Source organism: Streptomyces herbicida, assembly GCF_032656585.1.
GTDB lineage: Bacteria > Actinomycetota > Actinomycetes > Streptomycetales > Streptomycetaceae > Streptomyces > Streptomyces herbicida.
On record NZ_JAUYWJ010000020.1, the window covers coordinates 180,176 to 198,232 of the forward strand.

Below are 18,057 nucleotides of genomic sequence, written 5' to 3' on the forward strand. Positions count from 1 at the left end.
CTACTACCCGCACAAATTGCGAAGCCCCGCCGTCTCCTGTGCCAGTACAAGACGGCGGGGCATGCACCTCACTGCAGGGACGGAGCCCGCTCAGGTCGTGGACCGGCGCCGCCGGGCCCCCGGCCGGCGCTCGCTCGGGCGCGTGACGGGGTCTCCGGCCTCGAGTGCCGCGCTCCGGCGGCGCAGGCCGAAGTCGGCCAGGGCCTCCGCGAGCTTGTGGACGGACGGTTCGGGAGCCATGACGTCGACGCGCAGGCCGTGCTCCTCCGCCGTCTTCGCCGTCGCCGGGCCGATGCACGCGATCACCGTCACGTTGTGCGGCTTGCCCGCGATGCCCACCAGGTTCCGGACCGTGGAGGAGGAGGTGAAGAGAACGGCGTCGAAGCCACCGCCCTTGATCGCCTCCCGTGTCTCCGCCGGCGGCGGCGACGCCCGCACGGTGCGGTACGCCGTGACGTCGTCGACCTCCCAGCCCAGCTCGATCAGCCCGGCGACGAGGGTCTCCGTGGCGATGTCCGCCCGGGGGAGGAAGACGCGGTCGATCGGGTCGAAGACCGGGTCGTACGGCGGCCAGTCCTCCAGGAGGCCCGCGGCGGACTGCTCGCCACTCGGCACCAGGTCCGGCTTCACGCCGAAGGCGATCAATGCCTTGGCCGTCTGCTCGCCGACCGCGGCCACCTTGATGCCCGCGAAGGCACGCGCGTCGAGGCCGTACTCCTCGAACTTCTCGCGCACGGCCTTCACCGCGTTGACCGACGTGAAGGCGATCCACTCGTAGCGGCCGGTCACCAGGCCCTTGACCGCACGCTCCATCTGCTGGGGCGTCCGCGGCGGCTCGACGGCGATCGTGGGCACCTCGTGCGGCACGGCACCGTACGACCGCAACTGGTCGGAGAGCGACGCCGCCTGCTCCTTCGTACGCGGTACGAGCACCTTCCAGCCGAACAGCGGCTTGGACTCGAACCACGACAACTGGTCGCGCTGGGCGGCGGCGGAACGCTCACCGACCACGGCTATCACCGGCCGGCCGCCCTCCGGGGACGGCAGCACCTTCGCCTGCTTCAGGGTCTGCGCGATGGTGCCGAGCGTGGCGGTCCAGGTGCGCTGACGCGTCGTCGTACCGGCGACGGTGACCGTCAACGGGGTGTCCGGCTTGCGGCCGGCGGCCACCAGTTCGCCCGCCGCCGCGGCCACGGAGTCCAGCGTCGTCGAGACGACGACCGTGCCGTCCGACGCGCCCACCTCAGTCCAGCAACGGTCGGACGCCGTACGGGCGTCCACGAACCGGACGTCCGCGCCCTGCGCGTCCCGCAGCGGCACACCGGCGTACGCGGGCACACCGACCGCGGCCGCGACACCGGGGACCACCTCGAAGAGCACCCCGGCGGCGGCGCACGCCAGCATCTCCTCGGCGGCGTACGCGTCGAGCCCGGGGTCCCCGGACACCGCACGCACGACCCGCCTGCCGCCCCGCGCGGCCTCCATGACAAGATGAGCGGCATCCCGCACCGACGGGACCGCAGCGGCTGTTGACGCGCCGTCAACGACCGCTAGTTGAGGCGTGCCCTTGCCCGGATACGTATCCAACGACGAATCCGGGTCCGTTGGCACGACGGAGACACCCTGTCGGGCGTGCGTCCGGATGACGTCGAGCACGTCGTGCTCGGCGATCAGGACGTCCGCGTTCGACAGCGCCTCCACGGCGCGCAGAGTCAGCAGTCCCGGATCCCCGGGTCCGGCACCGAGGAAGGTGACGTGCCCGTGTTCCGGACCGGCGGGAAGGGTGGTGGGGCTCAATGTGCTCGCTCCCCCATCAGACCGGCCGCGCCCTGGGCAAGCATCTCGGTGGCGAGTTCGCGACCGAGCTCCATTGCCTGGTCGTACGTCTCGGGCACGGGACCGGTGGTGGACAGCTGCACCGTACGGGAGCCGTCGGTCGTGCCGACGACGCCGCGCAGGCGCATTTCCTTGGCAATCTGCCCGCTGGCCAGAAGGTCGGCCAGCGCGCCCACAGGGGCGCTGCAGCCGGCCTCCAGGGCGGCGAGCAGTGACCGCTCGGCGGTCACGGCGGCCCGCGTGAACGGGTCGTCGAGCTCGCCGAGCGCCGCGATCAGGGCAGCGTCTTGGGCGGTGTTCCCCGCCCTGCACTCGATCGCCAGGGCCCCCTGGCCGGGGGCGGGCAGAACCGTGTCGACCGACAGGAAGTCGGTCACCTCATCGATCCGGCCCATGCGGTTCAGGCCGGCCGCGGCCAGCACGACCGCGTCCAGCTCCCCGTCCCGCACAAAGCCGATGCGGGTGTCGACGTTGCCCCGGATCGGGACCGTCTCCATGTCCAGCCCATGGCTGCGCGCGTACGCGTTCAGCTGCGCCATGCGGCGCGGCGAACCCGTACCGATGCGGGCACCCCGCGGGAGGTCGGTGAACTTCAGGGCGTCCCGGGCGACGATCACGTCACGCGGGTCCTCGCGCTCGGGAATGGCGGCCAGCACCAGTTCCGCGGGCTGCCCGGTCGGGAGGTCCTTCAGCGAGTGAACCGCGAAGTCGACCTCCCCACGCAGCAGCGCGTCACGCAGCGCCGTGACGAACACACCCGTGCCGCCGATCTGCGCGAGGTGCTCACGGGACGTGTCGCCGTACGTGGTGATCTCGACGAGCTCGACGGGCCGTCCGGTCACCTGGCGTACGGCGTCCGCCACCTGCCCCGACTGGGCCATGGCGAGTTTGCTTCGCCTGGTCCCCAGTCTCAGTGCCTTGGTACTCATGCTGGCCCTCGGTTCTTGGCCTGGTTCTCGGTGCTGTCCTCGGCGCGGGAGACGGAGGCCACCGTCTCCGGGTCGAGGTCGAACAGGGTGCGCAGCGCGTCCGCGTACCCGGCGCCGCCGGGCTCGGCCGCGAGCTGCTTGACCCGTACGGTCGGCGCGTGCAGCAGCTTGTCGACGACGCGGTGCACGGCCTGCCGGATCTCGCCGCGCTGGCGTTCGTCCAGGTCGGGGAGCCGTCCGTCGAGCCGGGCGATCTCGCCCGCGACGACATCGGCGGCCATGGTGCGCAGCGCGATCACGGTGGGCGTGATGTGCGCGGCCCGCTGGGCCGCCCCGAAGGCCGCGACCTCGTCGGAGACGATCCGCCGGACCTGGTCCACATCGGCTGCCATCGGCGCGTCCGCCGCCGCCTCGGCCAGCGACTCGATGTCCACCAGCCGCACCCCGGCCAGCCGGTGCACGGCGGCGTCGATGTCGCGGGGCATGGCGAGGTCGAGGAGGAAGAGCGCGGGGGCCGGGCGCGGTATCTCGGCCACCGGTTCGGGCTTGCGGCGCTCGGGGATCCGGCCGACCAGCGCCACGGTGGCGGCCAGGGCGGCGATCGCCTCGGCGTCCTCGGCCGGGTCGAGCGCGACGACCGCACCCGGCGCGGCGGACGTGCGCCGGTCGCGGCCGGGGGCGTCCGGGGCGCCGTTGTCCACCCAGGCCGCGTGCTGCTCCAGCTCGGCGGCGGCCATGCCGGCGACGGCGGCCTCGCCGTGCACGGAGAAGCCCGCGGTGGCCTGGACGGCGGGGAGGTCGAGGGGGCAGTTCTCCTCGGTGCCGACGCCGGTGGGCGGCAGCGGAGCCGTGCGTACGTCCGTCTTGACCGCCGTACGGGAACCGTCCTCGGCCCCGGCGACGGGCTCCCCGGTGCGGCCCGTGACGGCCTGCGCGACCGCCTCCGCCGTGAGTACCAGGCCCGTGGCTCCCGTGCAGGACACGGCGACGTCGGCACGTGTCAGCTCGAACGGCACCGATTCCATCGGTACCGCGCGGGCCGCCAGGTGCGTCTCGGCGCTCTCGGTGAGGATCTGGGCGAGGCGCTCGGCGCGCTCGAGGGTGCGGTTGGCGACGACGACCTCGGCGACCCCGGCGCGCGCAAGCGTCGCGGCGGCCAGCGAGGACATCGAGCCGGCGCCGATGACCAGGGCCTTCTTGCCCCCGGCCCAGGCCTGCACATCGGTGCCCGCGGCCAGCTGCTCCAGGCCGAAGGTGACCAGGGACTGCCCGGCGCGGTCGATGCCGGTCTCGGAGTGGGCGCGCTTGCCGACCCGCAGGGACTGCTGGAACAGGTCGTTCAGCAGCCGGCCGGCTGAGTGCAGCTCCTGGGCCGTGGCCAGGGAGTCCTTGATCTGGCCGAGGATCTGGCCCTCGCCGATGACCATCGAGTCCAGTCCGCAGGCCACCGAGAAGAAGTGGTGGACGGCCCGGTCCTCGTAATGCACGTAGAGGTAGGGGGTGAGCTCCTCCAGGCCGACGCCGCTGTGCCGGGCGAGCAGCGTGGACAGCTCGGCGACACCGGCGTGGAACTTGTCCACGTCGGCGTACAGCTCGATGCGGTTGCAGGTGGCGAGCACCGCGGCCTCGGTGGCCGGCTCGGCGGCGACCGTGTCCTGGAGCAGCTTGGCCTGGGAGTCCATGGAGAGCGCGGCCCGCTCCAGCACGCTCACCGGAGCGCTGCGGTGACTCAGCCCGACGACGAGGAGACTCATGCCGGCATCACGGCGGGTACGTCCCCGTCGGGCCCCTGGTCGGCGGAGTCCTTGCGGTCTGCGACGGCCGGGGCGCCGCCGTCGGGGGTGGCTTCCTCGCCGGCCTTGCGCTGCTCGTGGAAGGCGAGGATCTGCAGCTCGATGGAGAGGTCGACCTTGCGCACGTCGACGCCGTCCGGGACGGACAGCACGGTCGGCGCGAAGTTCAGAATGGAGGTGACGCCGGCGGCGACCAGGCGGTCGCAGACCTGCTGGGCGGCGCCCGCGGGGGTGGCGATCACGCCGATCGAGACGCCGTTGTCCTCGATGATCCGCTCGAGGTCGTCGGTGTGCTGGACCGGGATGCCGGCGACGGGCTTGCCCGCCATCGCCGGGTCGGCGTCGATGAGCGCGGCGACCCGGAAGCCACGGGAGGCGAAGCCGCCGTAGTTGGCGAGAGCGGCGCCGAGGTTACCGATACCGACGATGACAACCGGCCAGTCCTGGGTGAGGCCCAGTTCGCGGGAGATCTGGTAGACGAGATACTCGACGTCGTAGCCGACACCGCGCGTTCCGTAGGAGCCCAGGTAGGAGAAGTCCTTGCGCAGCTTGGCGGAGTTGACCCCCGCCGCGGCCGCCAGTTCCTCGGAGGAGACCGTGGGTACCGAGCGCTCGGACAGTGCCGTCAGGGCTCGGAGGTACAGCGGAAGCCTGGCGACGGTGGCCTCGGGAATCCCTCGGCTGCGGGTCGCCGGTCGGTGAGTTCGGCCAGTTGCCACGGTGCTCCTGCGGGTAGAGCGGGGCTGCGGGCGGTCACACGTACCCAGACCGCCCCGTCGACAGCAGGCTATGTCTTTGTGAACGCGTGCACAAAGATGGTGTCCGATTTGCCCGGCCAACGTGACCGGGGTCACGCGCTTCTCTCCTGGGGGCAAAACCGCACACTTCCTCGTCAATCCCGCCCCCAAGACCAAGTCGCCGTCGATCCTAAGCGACCTTCCGGGGAACTTTGGACTAGTCGGTCAGTGCTTTGCGCAGGCGCTCCTCGTTCACCCGCCAGAACGTGTGCTGTTCACCGTCGACCAGGACGACCGGAATCTGCTCCCAGTACTGGTCGTGCAATTGCGGATCCTGAGTGATGTCCTTCTGCTCCCAGGGCACACCGAGATCACCGCACACCTTCTCCACCACGAGTTGTGCGTCATCACACAGATGACACCCGGGCTTGCGGACGAGAGTGACGAGCCGGTCCTGGGGAGGTGGTGCCTTGCGACGGAAGAGTGGACTCATGTCGGCCATTGTCCCGCTTCTTTAACGGCGTGGTCGCGGAGAGTTCACAGCCTTCAAACCTCCGGACTCCGGAACCACCGAACAAACTGGCTATGCTCACGCCATGGCCGCTCTCGGATGGCTCACTCCCCGTAGGCGCTCCGCCACGGCGCGAAGCGTGTTGGCAGGCGAGGCCTCGGCGGAGGCAGCGCGCAAGTCCTCGCAGGACGCCGCCGGCGTTCCCGACGAAGAACCCGACTTCCCGGTGCTCGGCGACGACAAGGCCGCCGCGTTCTTCGACCTGGACAACACCGTGATGCAGGGTGCCGCGCTGTTCCACTTCGGCCGGGGCCTGTACAAGCGGAAGTTCTTCGAGACCCGCGACCTCGCGAAGTTCGCCTGGCAGCAGGCGTGGTTCAGGCTGGCCGGGGTCGAGGACCCCGAGCACATGCAGGACGCCCGCGACTCCGCGCTGTCGATCGTGAAGGGGCACCGCGTCGCGGAGCTCCAGTCGATCGGCGAGGAGATCTACGACGAGTACATGGCCGAGCGCATCTGGCCGGGCACCCGGGCCCTGGCCCAGGCCCACCTGGACGCCGGTCAGCGGGTGTGGCTGGTCACCGCGGCCCCCGTGGAGATCGCCGGGGTCATCGCCCGCCGCCTGGGCCTGACCGGCGCCCTGGGCACGGTCGCCGAGTCCGTCGACGGCGTCTACACGGGCAAGCTGGTCGGCGAGCCGCTGCACGGCCCCGCGAAGGCGGAGGCGGTCCGCGCGCTGGCCTCGGCGGAGGGACTGGACCTCTCCCGCTGCGCCGCCTACAGCGACTCGCACAACGACATCCCGATGCTCTCGCTCGTCGGCCACCCCTACGCGATCAACCCGGACACCAAGCTGCGCCGACACGCCCGCGAGAAGGACTGGCGGCTGCGCGACTACCGCACCGGCCGCAAGGCGGCGAAGGTCGGCATCCCCGCGGCGGCGGGGGTCGGAGCGGTCGCCGGCGGCACCGCGGCCGCGATCGCCCTGCACCGACGCCGTCGGTAGACGCTTTCGGTCACCACCACCACAAACCCCCGGTCGGCCGCACTCAGGTGCCGGATTATTCCGTCCGGCGCCTCAACACGCCCTCGCTCCGTAGGAACCCGTACTTTTCCGATCAACAAGCGTTCACTCTAGGGCACTTGAAGTGGCGTAAAACGGTTACCGAAGCGACGCAATCGATGATTTGAGCAACTGGGTGTAGCAGCGCCTGCACGAAGCGTTATTCTCCTGGGACGCAAACCGGTACCTCTCCGTCGCCACGACGGGTGAACGGTTCCGCACTGCACGTGATGGAAGCTCTGCCTCTGGGAGTCCCGTGTACCCACACGTCGGGGTTGACGCCTCGGGCCTGGCTACGCTGCGCGCAACGGTCGCGACGGCCCAGCAGCTGTTGCGCGGCTACGTCCCCACCGCGTCCGCCGTCCCCGCCTTCGCCACCGCCGCGCCCGTGGGCCCGTGCTACGCACTGGCCGACGGCGGCGCCGCGGTCGGCAGACGTGGCCGCTCGGCGGGTGCGGCCACCGCCCGCCGTCCGGCCGCGGACAGTGACAGCGCCCGGATGATGGACCTCGTCGAGCGCGCCCAGTCCGGCGAGGCCGAGGCCTTCGGTCGCCTGTACGACCAGTACAGCGACACGGTGTACCGCTACATCTACTACCGCGTCGGCGGCAAGGCGACGGCCGAGGACCTCACGAGTGAGACGTTCCTGCGCGCCCTGCGCCGCATCGGCACCTTCACCTGGCAGGGCCGCGACTTCGGGGCCTGGCTGGTCACCATCGCCCGTAACCTGGTCGCCGACCACTTCAAGTCGAGCCGCTTCCGGCTCGAAGTGACGACCGGTGAAATGCTCGACGCCAACGAGGTCGAGCGCTCCCCGGAGGACTCGGTCCTGGAGTCGCTCTCCAACGCCGCTCTGCTCGACGCCGTACGGCGGCTCAACCCGCAGCAGCAGGAGTGCGTGACGCTCCGCTTCCTCCAGGGCCTCTCCGTCGCGGAGACGGCCCGGGTGATGGGCAAGAACGAGGGCGCCATCAAGACCCTCCAGTACCGGGCCGTGCGCACCCTCGCCCGGCTCCTGCCCGACGACGCACGCTGACGCGCGCCGCCGCCCGGACACGGTAGGCAACGGCCAACTCACGTTGCGTGAGGGCCTGTTGTCTTTCTGATCCGTTCATCTGCCGTCCGTAACCCAAGTGCCGCGCCAGTCGTTGTGCGGGATACAGGCTCCCTGTGGTCACGTCCGGGCCGACCCTGATCACCAGATCGTGTGGAAGTGCTCGAGGCCGTGCAACCCTCAGGACCCCCTGGGGAGTCGACCGTCATGACGAGAGGAGGTGCCGCCAGTGATCGCGAACGTATCGGCGCACCGGCGGACGAACGCCTTCGCCCAGGCCCTGGAGGAGCAGTCCGACCGGGACACGGCGGCCACGCAGTCCGAGAGTCCGGGAGCATCGCCACCGGGGCCCGCGGCTGTGGAACGGACCGAGCAGGGCCAGCTGCTGGCCCTCGCCGCCGGCCTGGGCGCATTGCCCAAGCCGGAGCTCGACCCGGAGGTCAAGGTCGTCCAACGCGCCCAGCTCGTGGCCGCGATGGAGGCCATGCTGCGGGAGGGCACGGTGGGCGGGGCGGCGGATCCTTCGGTGCCCGAGCAGCGTTCCCACCGGGCCAAGGGCGCCCATCGGGCCGGCCCGTTGGGGAAGTTGCGACCGCGTTCACGGCTGACCAAGGGCCTCGCGGCCGGCGGGCTCAGCGTAGGGGTGGCCGCCGGGGCCTTCGGCGGAGTGGCCGCCGCGAGTTCCGACGCACTGCCCGGTGACTCGCTCTACGGCCTCAAACGCGGCATCGAGGACTTCAAGCTCAACTACCTGAGCGACGGAGAGGACGAGCGCGGCCAGACCTACCTCGACCAGGCCTCGACGAGGCTGAGCGAGGCCAGGCGGCTGATGGAGCGTGGGCGCAGCGGCCGGCTGGACCACGAGTCCATCGGCGAGATCCGCCGCACCCTGTCCGGCATGCAGCACGACGTCTCGGAGGGCCACCGCCTGCTGCACGCGGCCTACGAGCGCGACCCGGACTCCCTGGGCCCCATCCAGGCTCTGTCCGCCTTCTCGCGGTCCCACCGTGAGGCCTGGGGCGCACTCCGCGACAGGCTGCCCGTCCAGCTCGGGGACGTCAGTGACCAGGTGTCGTCGGTGTTCGACGCCATAGACGAAGAGGTCGCCCCGCTCCAGTCCCTGCTCCCGCAGACCCCCTCGCAGACCGAGGACGGCAAGCGGCAGGGCTCCGGCTCCGCGTCCCCCGGTTCCACCGGCACACACCGGTCGACCGCGCCCTCCACGGGCAGCTCCTCCTCCAGCCGTAGCTCGAGCACGGGCAGCCCCAGCGGCTCGGCCTCCGGCAGCGAGAGCGACGGCCTGCTCGGCGGCACCACGGGCGGCCTGCTCGACCCGCCGAAGAGCAGCGGCAGCGCCTCCCCGTCCACCAGCAAGACGCCGACCACAGAGCCGGACGTCACCTTGCCACCCCTCCTCCCGGGCCTCCTCCCGGGCCTGGGAATCGACAGCAACGACGCCAACTAGCCCACGGACCACGGCGACGGGGGCGCCCCTCTCGAGAGGGGCGCCCCCGTCGCCGTACACCGGCCGGGACAACGCATCAGAAGAACACGGACCGCCGCTGCACCAACAGCTTGTACAGCGTGTGCTGGATCTGCTCCCTCACCTGGTCCGTCAGATTGAACATCAGCATCGGATCCTCCGCCGCCTCCGGCGGATAACCATCCGTCGCAATCGGCTCACCGAACTGGATCGTCCACTTCGTAGGGAGCGGAATCGCCCCCAGCGGACCCAGCCACGGGAAAGTGGGGGTCAAAGGAAAGTACGGGAAGCCGAGAAGCCGCGCGAGGGACCCATTCACACCGCCGCCCTCGCACCGCTCCGCGGGCTTCGGACGCCTGCGCCGGACTCCGTCCGCCGACCCGACTCACCCCGAACACGCTCAGAAGAACACCGACCGCCGCTGCACCAACAGCTTGTACAGCGTGTGCTGGATCTGCTCCCTCACCTGGTCCGTCAGATTGAACATCAGCATCGGATCCTCCGCCGCCTCCGGCGGATAACCATCCGTCGCAATCGGCTCACCGAACTGGATCGTCCACTTCGTAGGGAGCGGAATCGCCCCCAGCGGACCCAGCCACGGGAAAGTGGGGGTCAAAGGAAAGTACGGGAAGCCGAGAAGCCGCGCGAGGGTCTTCGCGTTGCCGATCATCGGGTAGATCTCCTCCGCCCCGACGATCGAGCACGGAATGATCGGCGTGCCCTTGCGCAGCGCCGTGGAGACGAAGCCGCCCCGGCCGAACCGCTGGAGCTTGTAGCGCTCGCCGAAGGGCTTCCCGATGCCCTTGAAGCCTTCCGGCATCACCCCGACCAGCTCGCCCTGGCCGAGGAGCCGTTCGGCGTCCTCCGTGCACGCCAGGGTGTGCCCCAGCTTGCGCGCCAGCTCGTTCACCACCGGCAGCACGAAGACCAGGTCCGCCGCGAGCAGCCGCAGATGCCGGTCCGCCGGGTGGTGGTCGTGCACGGCGACCTGCATCATCAGGCCGTCCAGCGGCAGCGTCCCGGAGTGGTTGGCCACGATCAGCGCGCCGCCCTCGGCCGGGATGTTCTCGATGCCCTTCACCTCGACCCGGAAGTACTTCTCGTACACCGGCCGCAGCAGGGACATCAGGACCTGGTCGGTGAGCTCCTCGTCGTAGCCGAAGTCGTCGACGTCGTAGTCCCCCGTGAGCCGCCGCCGCAGGAAGGCGAGGCCGCTCGCCACACGCCGCTCCAGACCGCCGTCCTGCGGCCGCTGCGGCTCGGGCGGCAGCTCTTCCTCACGGGTCACGGGAACATCATCCTGCGCGGGCGCCCTGCTGGGCAGGGGCTGTACCTCACGTACCAGTGCGGACTCGCCGCCCTTGCGCCGGCTCCCCGCGCTCCGGCGCCGCGGCGGCCGCTGTACGGCGCTCCCGCGGGTCCGGTCGTCGTCGAACGGAATGACCTTGGCATCCGCCATCGTTGATGCGCTCCTCAGTTGGCGCTCTGCGTCGGGGGGTGGCCGCTGTCCCGCAGGGACAGCGCGGCGATCCGGTCGACGGCTCGCGCGAGATCCTCCGGCGGCAGCAGGCCCGGGCCCTGGCTGCGGACGAAGTCCGCGAACGTCTCCGCGGTCGTGTACTTCGGCTTGAATCCCAGCGTCTCGCGCATCTGATCCGTCGCCACGACCCGGCCGTGGGTCAGCAGCCGGATCTGCTCGGGCGAGAAGTCCGTCATGCCCAGCGTACGGACCAGGGAACCGGCCCAGGTGACCGCGGGCAGCAGCAGCGGCACCGTGGGCCGCCCCAGGCGCCTGGAGCACTGCGAGAGCAGCAGGACACCGTCGCCGGCGATGTTGAAGGTGCCACTGTTGAGCGTGCCCCGCTCCGGCTCGTGCGAGGCGATCCGCAGCACCTCGATCACGTCGTCCTCGTGCACGAACTGCAGCCGCGGGTCGTAGCCGAACACGGTCGGCAGGACGGGCAGCGCGAAGTACGAGGCGAGCGGCGTGTCCGCGGTCGGCCCGAGGATGTTCGCGAACCGCAGCACGCACACGGCGACATCGGGCCGCCGCCGGGCGAACCCGCGCACATACCCCTCGACCTCCACCGTGTCCTTCGCGAAGCCCCCGCTGGGCAGTGACTTGGCCGGGGTGGTCTCGGTGAAGACGGCCGGATCCCGCGGTGCGGACCCGTAGACGTTCGTACTGGACTTCACCACCAGTCGCTTCACGGTCGGGGACTTCTGGCAGGCCCCGAGCAGCTGCATGGTGCCGATGACGTTGGTCTCCTTGACCGTCGTACGGCTTCCGCTGCCCAACGCTGTGCCGGTCACGTCCATATGGACGACGGTATCCGCGGACGTCTCGGCCAGCACTCGCGCGATGGTGGGCTGGCGGATGTCGGCCTGGATGAAGTCCGCCCCGCCCAGATGGTGCTCGGGTGGCACCGCGTCCACCGCGACAACCCGGTCCACCTGCGGGTCACGCTGGATCCGTCGCACGAACCGGCCCCCCAGCTGACGGGCCACTCCGGTCACGAGCACGACCTTCCCCAAGATCAGCGCCTTCCTTCCGCCCTCGGCGTTGTGCCGCTCGTACCCTGCCGCGTTCCCCGTGTGCGCCAACTTAGCGGGTAGGTGTTGCGCTGTGATGACCGCCGGATGCACGAAGTGACGAGATTCGCCCGGTCCGCATATGACGGCGGCCCCCCACCAGCAGCGGTGGGGGGCCACACGAACACGCTTTCGCGGCGTCGCTTACTTCTTGTTACGACGCTGAACGCGCGTGCGCTTGAGCAGCTTGCGGTGCTTCTTCTTGGCCATCCGCTTGCGCCGCTTCTTGATAACAGAGCCCACGACTACCCTCGCTCACTTCTCATCACTCGGTGTTTGGGCGCCATGGGCCCATACGACCTACGAGGGGCCAGCCTACCCGCCCGAGCGCTGAGGTCGTAATCGAGGGCTTCGTCAGGCTGTCTCCACCCCCACATAGCTCTCGCGGAGGTACTCGTGTACCGCTTGCTCCGGGACACGGAACGACCGCCCGACCCGGATCGCGGGCAGATGACCGCTGTGCACCAACCGGTACACGGTCATCTTCGACACTCGCATCACCGAGGCAACCTCCGCCACGGTAAGGAACTGAACCTCGTTCAGAGGCCTCTCGCCAGCTGCAGCCATGACACACCTGAACCTTCCGCACTCGACGGCCACCGGCTTCCCCTTCCGGTGACTCTTCGTCGTTGCGTGCTCACTCCCCAATGTAGGGGCGGGTGATGCGAGTGGGGAAGAGGTGCACCCATCGGCGGCCTACTGTGACAGACACGCTCGATTGAGTACGTAGCGGGTAAGCGGACGGTAGTAATCAGACCGCACAGCGTCATCAACCGGAACGACGACGGACACGACCCCCTCCGCCTCCCCCACAAAGAGCGCAGGGTCATCCGTATCCGCCAGCCCAATGGCCTCAAACCCCAGCTGACCTGCTCCGCAGACCCATCCATGATCGCCGATCACCAGCTCCGGCAGCGGCCCACCACCCTCCGCCGCCGCGGCCAGCGCGGTACGAACCGGGAGCGGTGAATGCGTATGTGCGCCGGGCTCACAACCGGGGCGTTCGGTGCCGGCCGCCCGGGCCAGCGCGACACCTCGTACGTAATCAAGGTTGTACGTACGTAGACCGAACCGGGTCGTTATGTCGACACAGCGACCCTGCGCGGGGGTGAGGACCTCACATCCCACCGCCGACAAGGCGTCTGCCAGGTCGGCGTAGAACCCGAGCAGCCGATGCGGGTGCCCGGTACCGAACAGCACCGGCGCCCCACGCCGGGCGACCTCGGCGAGCCGCTCCGCGAAGGCATCCAGCGCAGCCAGGGTCAGCTCCGGGTCGATCACATCATGCCCGGATGTATGCGCAGGGTCGGCCGAAACCCCACACCTTTCCGCCATGAGTCCGATCAAATCCCGCATCCCCCAGCCCCGTTCAGGATCGATACCGATCATCACCCGAGGATCACGAGCGGCGAAGAGCCGATAGCTCCGCAGACTCTCCTCCCGCGTCGTAGCCACGCTCCCGGCAAGCCGAGCCCCAAGAAGATGCGCCCGAACGACTCCACTGCTCAACACGGGAGCGATGGTGACGGACGAGGGGCGGGGGCCGGGGCCGGATGGGATGAAGACCGCACGGTTGGCGTAACGGTTCACTTTCCGGAGGGGTCGACAGCACCGCTGCCCGTCCGGCGTCGGGGCGTCTGTGTCCAGGGCCCGGATCGCCCACCCCGCCAGGTGTCGGGAGCCGGGGCCAGGGCCCGGATCGCCCACCCCCGTCCGGCGTGGGGGGCCTGGGGTCAGCGCCGGGGCAACCTGGCCTGTCCGACCTGGGGCTTCCGGAGCCATGACCCGGACACCCGCCCTGCCCGACCCGGCGCGGCCGATGCCAAGGCCCGGACGATCCAGCCCGTCCGGCGTTTGAGGACGAGGCCGTTCAGGCCGATGCGGGGGCCAGCCCCTGGGCGGGGTCCGGGGGCGGCAGCCCCTGGGCGGGGTCCGGGGGCGGCAGCTCCTGGGCGGGGTCGAAGGGGCGCCGGCCCCTGGGGATGGGACGGGTAGGGGCGGCGGGGCGAGAAGACCCACCCGCCCCGACACCTACGCCAGCAACCCCCGCAACGGAAACACCGCCCGCCGCGTAGCCAACACGGCCTGATCCAATCGATCAGCGGGGTCATACCCCGACTCCCAGTCCGCCCAGGACACGGGCCACCGCCCATCCGTCATCCGCGCCGGCGCCAGCTGCCGCGTACGAGCGAACACTTCCTGCCGCCACCCCTCCGGGATCACCGTCTCGGGCGCGATCTCCCGCCCACCCGCGATCCCCACCAGGTGCGTCCACGACCGCGGCACGACCTCCACCACCGCGTATCCACCCCCACCCAGCGCAACCCACTTCCCGTCCGCGTACTCGTGCGCCAGGTCATGACACGCCACCTGCACAGCCCGCTGCGCATCCAGCGAAACGGCAAGATGAGCAAGCGGATCCTCGAAGTGCGTATCGGCCCCGTGCTGCGTCACCAGCACCTGCGGCCGGAAGCCGGCCAGCAACTCCGGCACCACGGCATGAAACGCCCGCACCCACCCCGCGTCCCCGGTCCCCGCCGGCAACGCCACGTTCACGGCGGACCCCTCCGCCACCTCCGCCCCGGTCTCCTCCGGCCACCCGGTCTGCGGAAACAACGTACGAGGATGCTCGTGCAGCGAGATCGTCAGAACCCGCGGATCCTCCCAGAACGCCGCCTGCACACCGTCCCCGTGGTGCACATCGACGTCCACATAGGCCACCCGCTCGGCCCCGAGCTCCAGCAGCCGCGCGATCGCCAGCGAAGCGTCGTTGTAGATGCAGAACCCCGACGCACTGCCCGGCATCGCATGGTGCAGCCCACCCGCGAAGTTCACCGCGTGCAGCGCGTCCCCGTGCCACACCGCCTCCGCGGCACCCACCGACTGCCCGGCGATCAGCGCGGACACCTCGTGCATCCCGGCGAAGGCGGGATCGTCCATCGTCCCGAGCCCGTACGCCCCGTTCGCCGACCCCGGATCCGCCGACGCGGCCTTGACCGCCTCGATGTAGTCCTCCCGGTGGACGAGCCGAAGCGTCGACTCCCCCGCCGGTTTGGCCGAGACGACCTCCAGGTCCCGGTCGAGCCCGAAGGCACCCACCAGTTTCCGGGTCAGCTCCAGCCGGACCGGATCCATCGGATGGTCCGGACCGAAGTCATAGCCCGTTACTGCCTCGTCCCACATCAGCTGTGCGCGGCCGCTCATGCCCGCCACCGTATCGGTCCGGTTGAGCGGCGAACGACCGGGCGTACACCAGTGTCACCAGCACCAACACCATCGGCACAAGCATGGCCCCGCGGTAGCTCCAGGCATCCCCCAGCGCCCCCACCAAGGGCGAACCGATCAGGAAGCCGACGTAGTTGAAGATGTTGAGCCGCGCGATGGCCGCGTCCGACGCCCCCGGGAACAGCCGCCCCGCCGCCGCGAAGGTCTGCGGCACCAGTACACACAGCCCCAGCCCCAGCAGGGTGAATCCGAGCATCCCGACCCAGGCGCCCGGCGCCACGGACACCACGGCGAACCCGAGTGCCGCCACCAGCGCCCCCAGCCGTACGACCGCCACCGCCCCGAACCGCCGTACTCCGAAGTCCCCGATGGCCCGCCCCAGCAGCGTGGTCACCATGTACACGTTGTACGGAACCGTCGCCAGCTGCTCCGAGCTCCCCAGCACGTCCTCGAGGTACTTCGCACTCCAGTTGGAGACGGTCGAGTCCCCGATGTAGGCGAAGGCCATCACCAGACACAGCGGCAGGAGCAGCCTGAAGACAACACCCCCGGTCACTGCCGCCCCCTGCGCCTCCGCCACGGGCGCCGCATCCGTGTCGACGTACCACCGGCTCCCCAGGAACGCCGCCGGCAGCAGCACCGCCACCACCGGCAGGTACGACACCCACAGCGCCAGATGCCAGTGCGCCCCGGCCCAGGCCAGCGAGGCGCCCACGATCCCGCCCAGGCTGTACACGGCGTGGAAGCTGAGCATGATGCTCCGCCCGTACGTCCGCTGCAGGCTCACCCCGAGCATGTTCATCGAGGCGTCCAGCGCACCGACGGCGAGCCCGAAGGCCGCCAGGGCCAGCCCCAGCTCGGCCATCTGCCCGCCCGCGCCAACCCCGAGCAGCGCGAGCAGCACGACCGGCTGGGACCAGCGCAGCAGCCGGCTGGGCCGTATTCGCTTCACCAGCTGCTCGGTCGTCACGCTGCCGGCCCCGGCGAGGATCGGCACGGCGGCCAGGAAGACGGGAAGCAGCCCGTCGGAGACGCCGTACCGGTCCTGAATGGCCGGAATGCGCGTCACGAGCAGCGCAAAGGTGGCGCCTTGAGCGAAAAAGCTGAACGCCAACGAGGCCCTACCGCGCCGCAGCACATCTGTCATGGCGGCGAGCGTAGGGCCCCGGGGTACCCGTGGGTAGATCCAGCCAAAGATGAATTTCCCTCAGCTTTACCGGGCGGAGACTCAGGCGGCGACAGCCACCTCGGGCGTCTCGACCTTGCCGGCCTCGGCCTTGCCCGCCTCGACCTCTGCGGCCTCGACCTCGGCGGCCAGCAGCTTCTCCATCGGCTCGACGGCCAGGCCGCCACTGACGACGAAGGCGATCGCCATCGCGACGATCATGATGACCGTGCCGAGCCACACCATGGTGTCCACGGGGACGGTGTACGCACCGACGACCCGCACGATGCACTCGGCGAGCAGCACCGCACCCCAGACGACGGAGAACGCCCGCTCCTTGCGGAGGAAGGCCGCGGACCCGGCTGCCCTCCCGGACATCAGCCGCTGCCAGGCGGCCTCCTTGGCCGCGTCCCCCTTCACCAGGAAGGGCTTCATGCCGGCGGTCATCATCGGCTTCCCGAGCGCGACGGAGACCAGGATCCCGATGGCGACCGTGCTGCTGATCCCACTGTCCTTGGCGAGCATCAGCCGCGGGTCGCCGGAGACGAAGCTGAGCAGCAGCGAGACCACGGTCACGACGAGGATGAGCCCTGCCAGGCCGTTGGTCCTCCGCTCCTTGACCAGGCCCCACACGGTCCGCACCGCCGGCACCACGCTGCTCCAGGCGAGCGCCGCGAAGGTGCTCATCCCGAAGCCGTCCTTGAACAGGTAGTACGAACCGAGAGGCACCGCCACGTCCACGATCAGCGGGGCGAAGGGGTTCTTCTTGCTCGTCTTCGTCGTCATGCCCTCAGCTTCGCGGAGAGGACCCGCACCGCAATAGAAACGATCGTCCAGGGCTCGGCATGACAATTGTCAGTACGGGCCCGATGCCCGGGGTCATACCAGCAGGTCAGCCAACGCGCCCATGTCGGAGAAGAGTTGTGTGGCCCGCGCCAGCTTCGTCGCAGGCGTCATCGCGGTGAACCCGTAGACGTCCATCCCGGCCGCCACCGCCGCCTGTACGCCCAGCGGGCTGTCCTCCACGACCACGCACCGCTCCGGTACGGCCCCCATCCGCTCGGCCGCGTACAGGAACAGATCGGGCGCCGGCTTGCCCCGCCCCACATCCTGCGAACTGAAAATCCTGGACTCATCGAACCACCGGTCGAGCCCGGTCGTCCGATGCCCCACCCGGATCCGCTCATGACTCCCGGAGGAGGCCACGCAGTACGGCACCCCGTCCGCCGCCAGCTTCTCCAGCACGTCCGCAACGCCGGCCACCGGCTTCAACTCCCGCTCGAACGCCTCGAACACACGGGCATGGAAGACATCGTCGAAGTCGTCCGGCAACCGACGCCCCGTCCGCTCCTGGATGAGCTCATGGATCCGGTGCATCGCGGATCCCATGTAGTCGCGGATGGAGTCCTCGTACGAAGTCGGATGTCCCAGCTCGGTGAGATGAGCGGCCAGAATCCGGTTGGAGATCGGCTCACTGTCGACGAGGACACCGTCGTTGTCGAAGATGACGAGTTCATAGCGCATGCCGTCGAGCCTAAACGCCCCTGAACGCAGAAAACCCCCGCACCGGAGGTGCGGGGGTTTTCCCAAGATTTGTTCGGCGGCGTCCTACTCTCCCACAGGGTCCCCCCTGCAGTACCATCGGCGCTGTGAGGCTTAGCTTCCGGGT

General features: G+C 70.1%; 17 protein-coding genes, 1 rRNA gene and 1 pseudogene. 3 read left to right on the forward strand and 16 right to left on the reverse strand.

Translation table 11 applies throughout. The annotated features are described in order from the left end of the window. Positions 1-90 precede the first annotated feature (90 nt). From Q8A52_RS35150 to Q8A52_RS35170, 5 genes are all read right to left on the reverse strand, one after another. Complete coding sequence (locus Q8A52_RS35150) at positions 91-1,797, reverse strand: bifunctional uroporphyrinogen-III C-methyltransferase/uroporphyrinogen-III synthase (protein ID WP_316758905.1); 1,707 nt, start codon at positions 1,795-1,797, stop codon at positions 91-93. After that, on the reverse strand, positions 1,794-2,765 hold the full coding sequence (gene hemC, locus Q8A52_RS35155) for a hydroxymethylbilane synthase (RefSeq protein ID WP_316758906.1): 972 nt from the start codon (positions 2,763-2,765) through the stop codon (positions 1,794-1,796). Before hemC ends, Q8A52_RS35150 begins: the two co-directional genes overlap by 4 nt. After that, complete coding sequence (locus Q8A52_RS35160; protein WP_316758907.1) at positions 2,762-4,519, reverse strand: glutamyl-tRNA reductase; 1,758 nt, start codon at positions 4,517-4,519, stop codon at positions 2,762-2,764. Before Q8A52_RS35160 ends, hemC begins: the two co-directional genes overlap by 4 nt. After that, the gene (locus tag Q8A52_RS35165; protein ID WP_316758908.1) at positions 4,516-5,277 is read right to left on the reverse strand and encodes a redox-sensing transcriptional repressor Rex; all 762 of its coding nucleotides are present in this window, start codon (positions 5,275-5,277) and stop codon (positions 4,516-4,518) included. The genes Q8A52_RS35160 and Q8A52_RS35165 overlap by 4 nt, the downstream gene beginning before the upstream one ends. A 235-nt stretch (positions 5,278-5,512) precedes the next feature. Continuing rightward, positions 5,513-5,797: a glutaredoxin family protein gene (locus tag Q8A52_RS35170; RefSeq protein ID WP_316758910.1), complete on the reverse strand. Its 285-nt coding sequence runs from the start codon at positions 5,795-5,797 to the stop codon at positions 5,513-5,515. A gap of 94 nt (positions 5,798-5,891) precedes the next feature. Between Q8A52_RS35170 and Q8A52_RS35175 the strand changes: the two genes are divergently transcribed. The 3 genes from Q8A52_RS35175 to Q8A52_RS35185 all read left to right on the forward strand — a co-directional run bounded on the left by Q8A52_RS35175 (position 5,892) and on the right by Q8A52_RS35185 (position 9,388). Continuing rightward, complete coding sequence (locus tag Q8A52_RS35175) at positions 5,892-6,812, forward strand: HAD family hydrolase (RefSeq protein WP_316758911.1); 921 nt, start codon at positions 5,892-5,894, stop codon at positions 6,810-6,812. Between the two features lie 313 nt (positions 6,813-7,125). Continuing rightward, the gene (locus tag Q8A52_RS35180; RefSeq protein ID WP_263211187.1) at positions 7,126-7,905 is read left to right on the forward strand and encodes an ECF subfamily RNA polymerase sigma factor, BldN family; all 780 of its coding nucleotides are present in this window, start codon (positions 7,126-7,128) and stop codon (positions 7,903-7,905) included. A gap of 247 nt (positions 7,906-8,152) precedes the next feature. Next, entirely contained in the window at positions 8,153-9,388 is a 1,236-nt protein-coding gene (locus Q8A52_RS35185) for a DUF5667 domain-containing protein (RefSeq protein ID WP_316758914.1), read from the forward strand. A 76-nt stretch (positions 9,389-9,464) separates the two neighbouring features. On the opposite strand, the pseudogene Q8A52_RS35190 reads toward Q8A52_RS35185, so the two are convergent. The 11 genes and pseudogenes from Q8A52_RS35190 to rrf form a co-directional block, all read right to left on the reverse strand. Continuing rightward, a pseudogene (locus Q8A52_RS35190) lies at positions 9,465-9,716 on the reverse strand (glycerol acyltransferase); the annotation flags it as partial. 90 nt (positions 9,717-9,806) lie between these two features. Further along, the gene (locus Q8A52_RS35195; RefSeq protein WP_316758916.1) at positions 9,807-10,865 is read right to left on the reverse strand and encodes a lysophospholipid acyltransferase family protein; all 1,059 of its coding nucleotides are present in this window, start codon (positions 10,863-10,865) and stop codon (positions 9,807-9,809) included. Between the two features lie 14 nt (positions 10,866-10,879). Then, positions 10,880-11,941, reverse strand: coding sequence for an NAD-dependent epimerase/dehydratase family protein (locus Q8A52_RS35200; protein WP_316758918.1), 1,062 nt, complete (start codon positions 11,939-11,941; stop codon positions 10,880-10,882). A 201-nt stretch (positions 11,942-12,142) separates the two neighbouring features. Then, on the reverse strand, positions 12,143-12,241 hold the full coding sequence (locus Q8A52_RS35205) for a 30S ribosomal protein bS22 (RefSeq protein ID WP_003948845.1): 99 nt from the start codon (positions 12,239-12,241) through the stop codon (positions 12,143-12,145). Positions 12,242-12,352: 111 nt separating this feature from the next. After that, positions 12,353-12,565 carry a helix-turn-helix domain-containing protein gene (locus tag Q8A52_RS35210; protein WP_004984898.1) on the reverse strand — a complete coding sequence of 71 codons (213 nt, stop codon included), beginning with the start codon at positions 12,563-12,565 and terminating at the stop codon, positions 12,353-12,355. A gap of 129 nt (positions 12,566-12,694) precedes the next feature. Further along, the gene (locus Q8A52_RS35215) at positions 12,695-13,510 is read right to left on the reverse strand and encodes a phosphatase (RefSeq protein ID WP_316758920.1); all 816 of its coding nucleotides are present in this window, start codon (positions 13,508-13,510) and stop codon (positions 12,695-12,697) included. A 519-nt stretch (positions 13,511-14,029) separates the two neighbouring features. Beyond that, positions 14,030-15,202, reverse strand: a complete 1,173-nt coding sequence (locus Q8A52_RS35220; protein ID WP_316758922.1) for an acetoin utilization protein AcuC — start codon at positions 15,200-15,202, stop codon at positions 14,030-14,032. Beyond that, positions 15,153-16,370, reverse strand: coding sequence for an MFS transporter (locus Q8A52_RS35225; RefSeq protein WP_316758924.1), 1,218 nt, complete (start codon positions 16,368-16,370; stop codon positions 15,153-15,155). The genes Q8A52_RS35220 and Q8A52_RS35225 overlap by 50 nt, the downstream gene beginning before the upstream one ends. Before the next feature lie 81 nt (positions 16,371-16,451). Further along, positions 16,452-17,174, reverse strand: a complete 723-nt coding sequence (locus tag Q8A52_RS35230) for a VC0807 family protein (protein ID WP_316758926.1) — start codon at positions 17,172-17,174, stop codon at positions 16,452-16,454. A gap of 93 nt (positions 17,175-17,267) precedes the next feature. Further along, positions 17,268-17,912, reverse strand: a complete 645-nt coding sequence (locus Q8A52_RS35235) for an HAD family hydrolase (protein ID WP_316758927.1) — start codon at positions 17,910-17,912, stop codon at positions 17,268-17,270. A 71-nt stretch (positions 17,913-17,983) separates the two neighbouring features. After that, positions 17,984-18,057: ribosomal RNA gene (rrf, locus tag Q8A52_RS49470) — 5S ribosomal RNA — on the reverse strand; the annotation flags it as partial.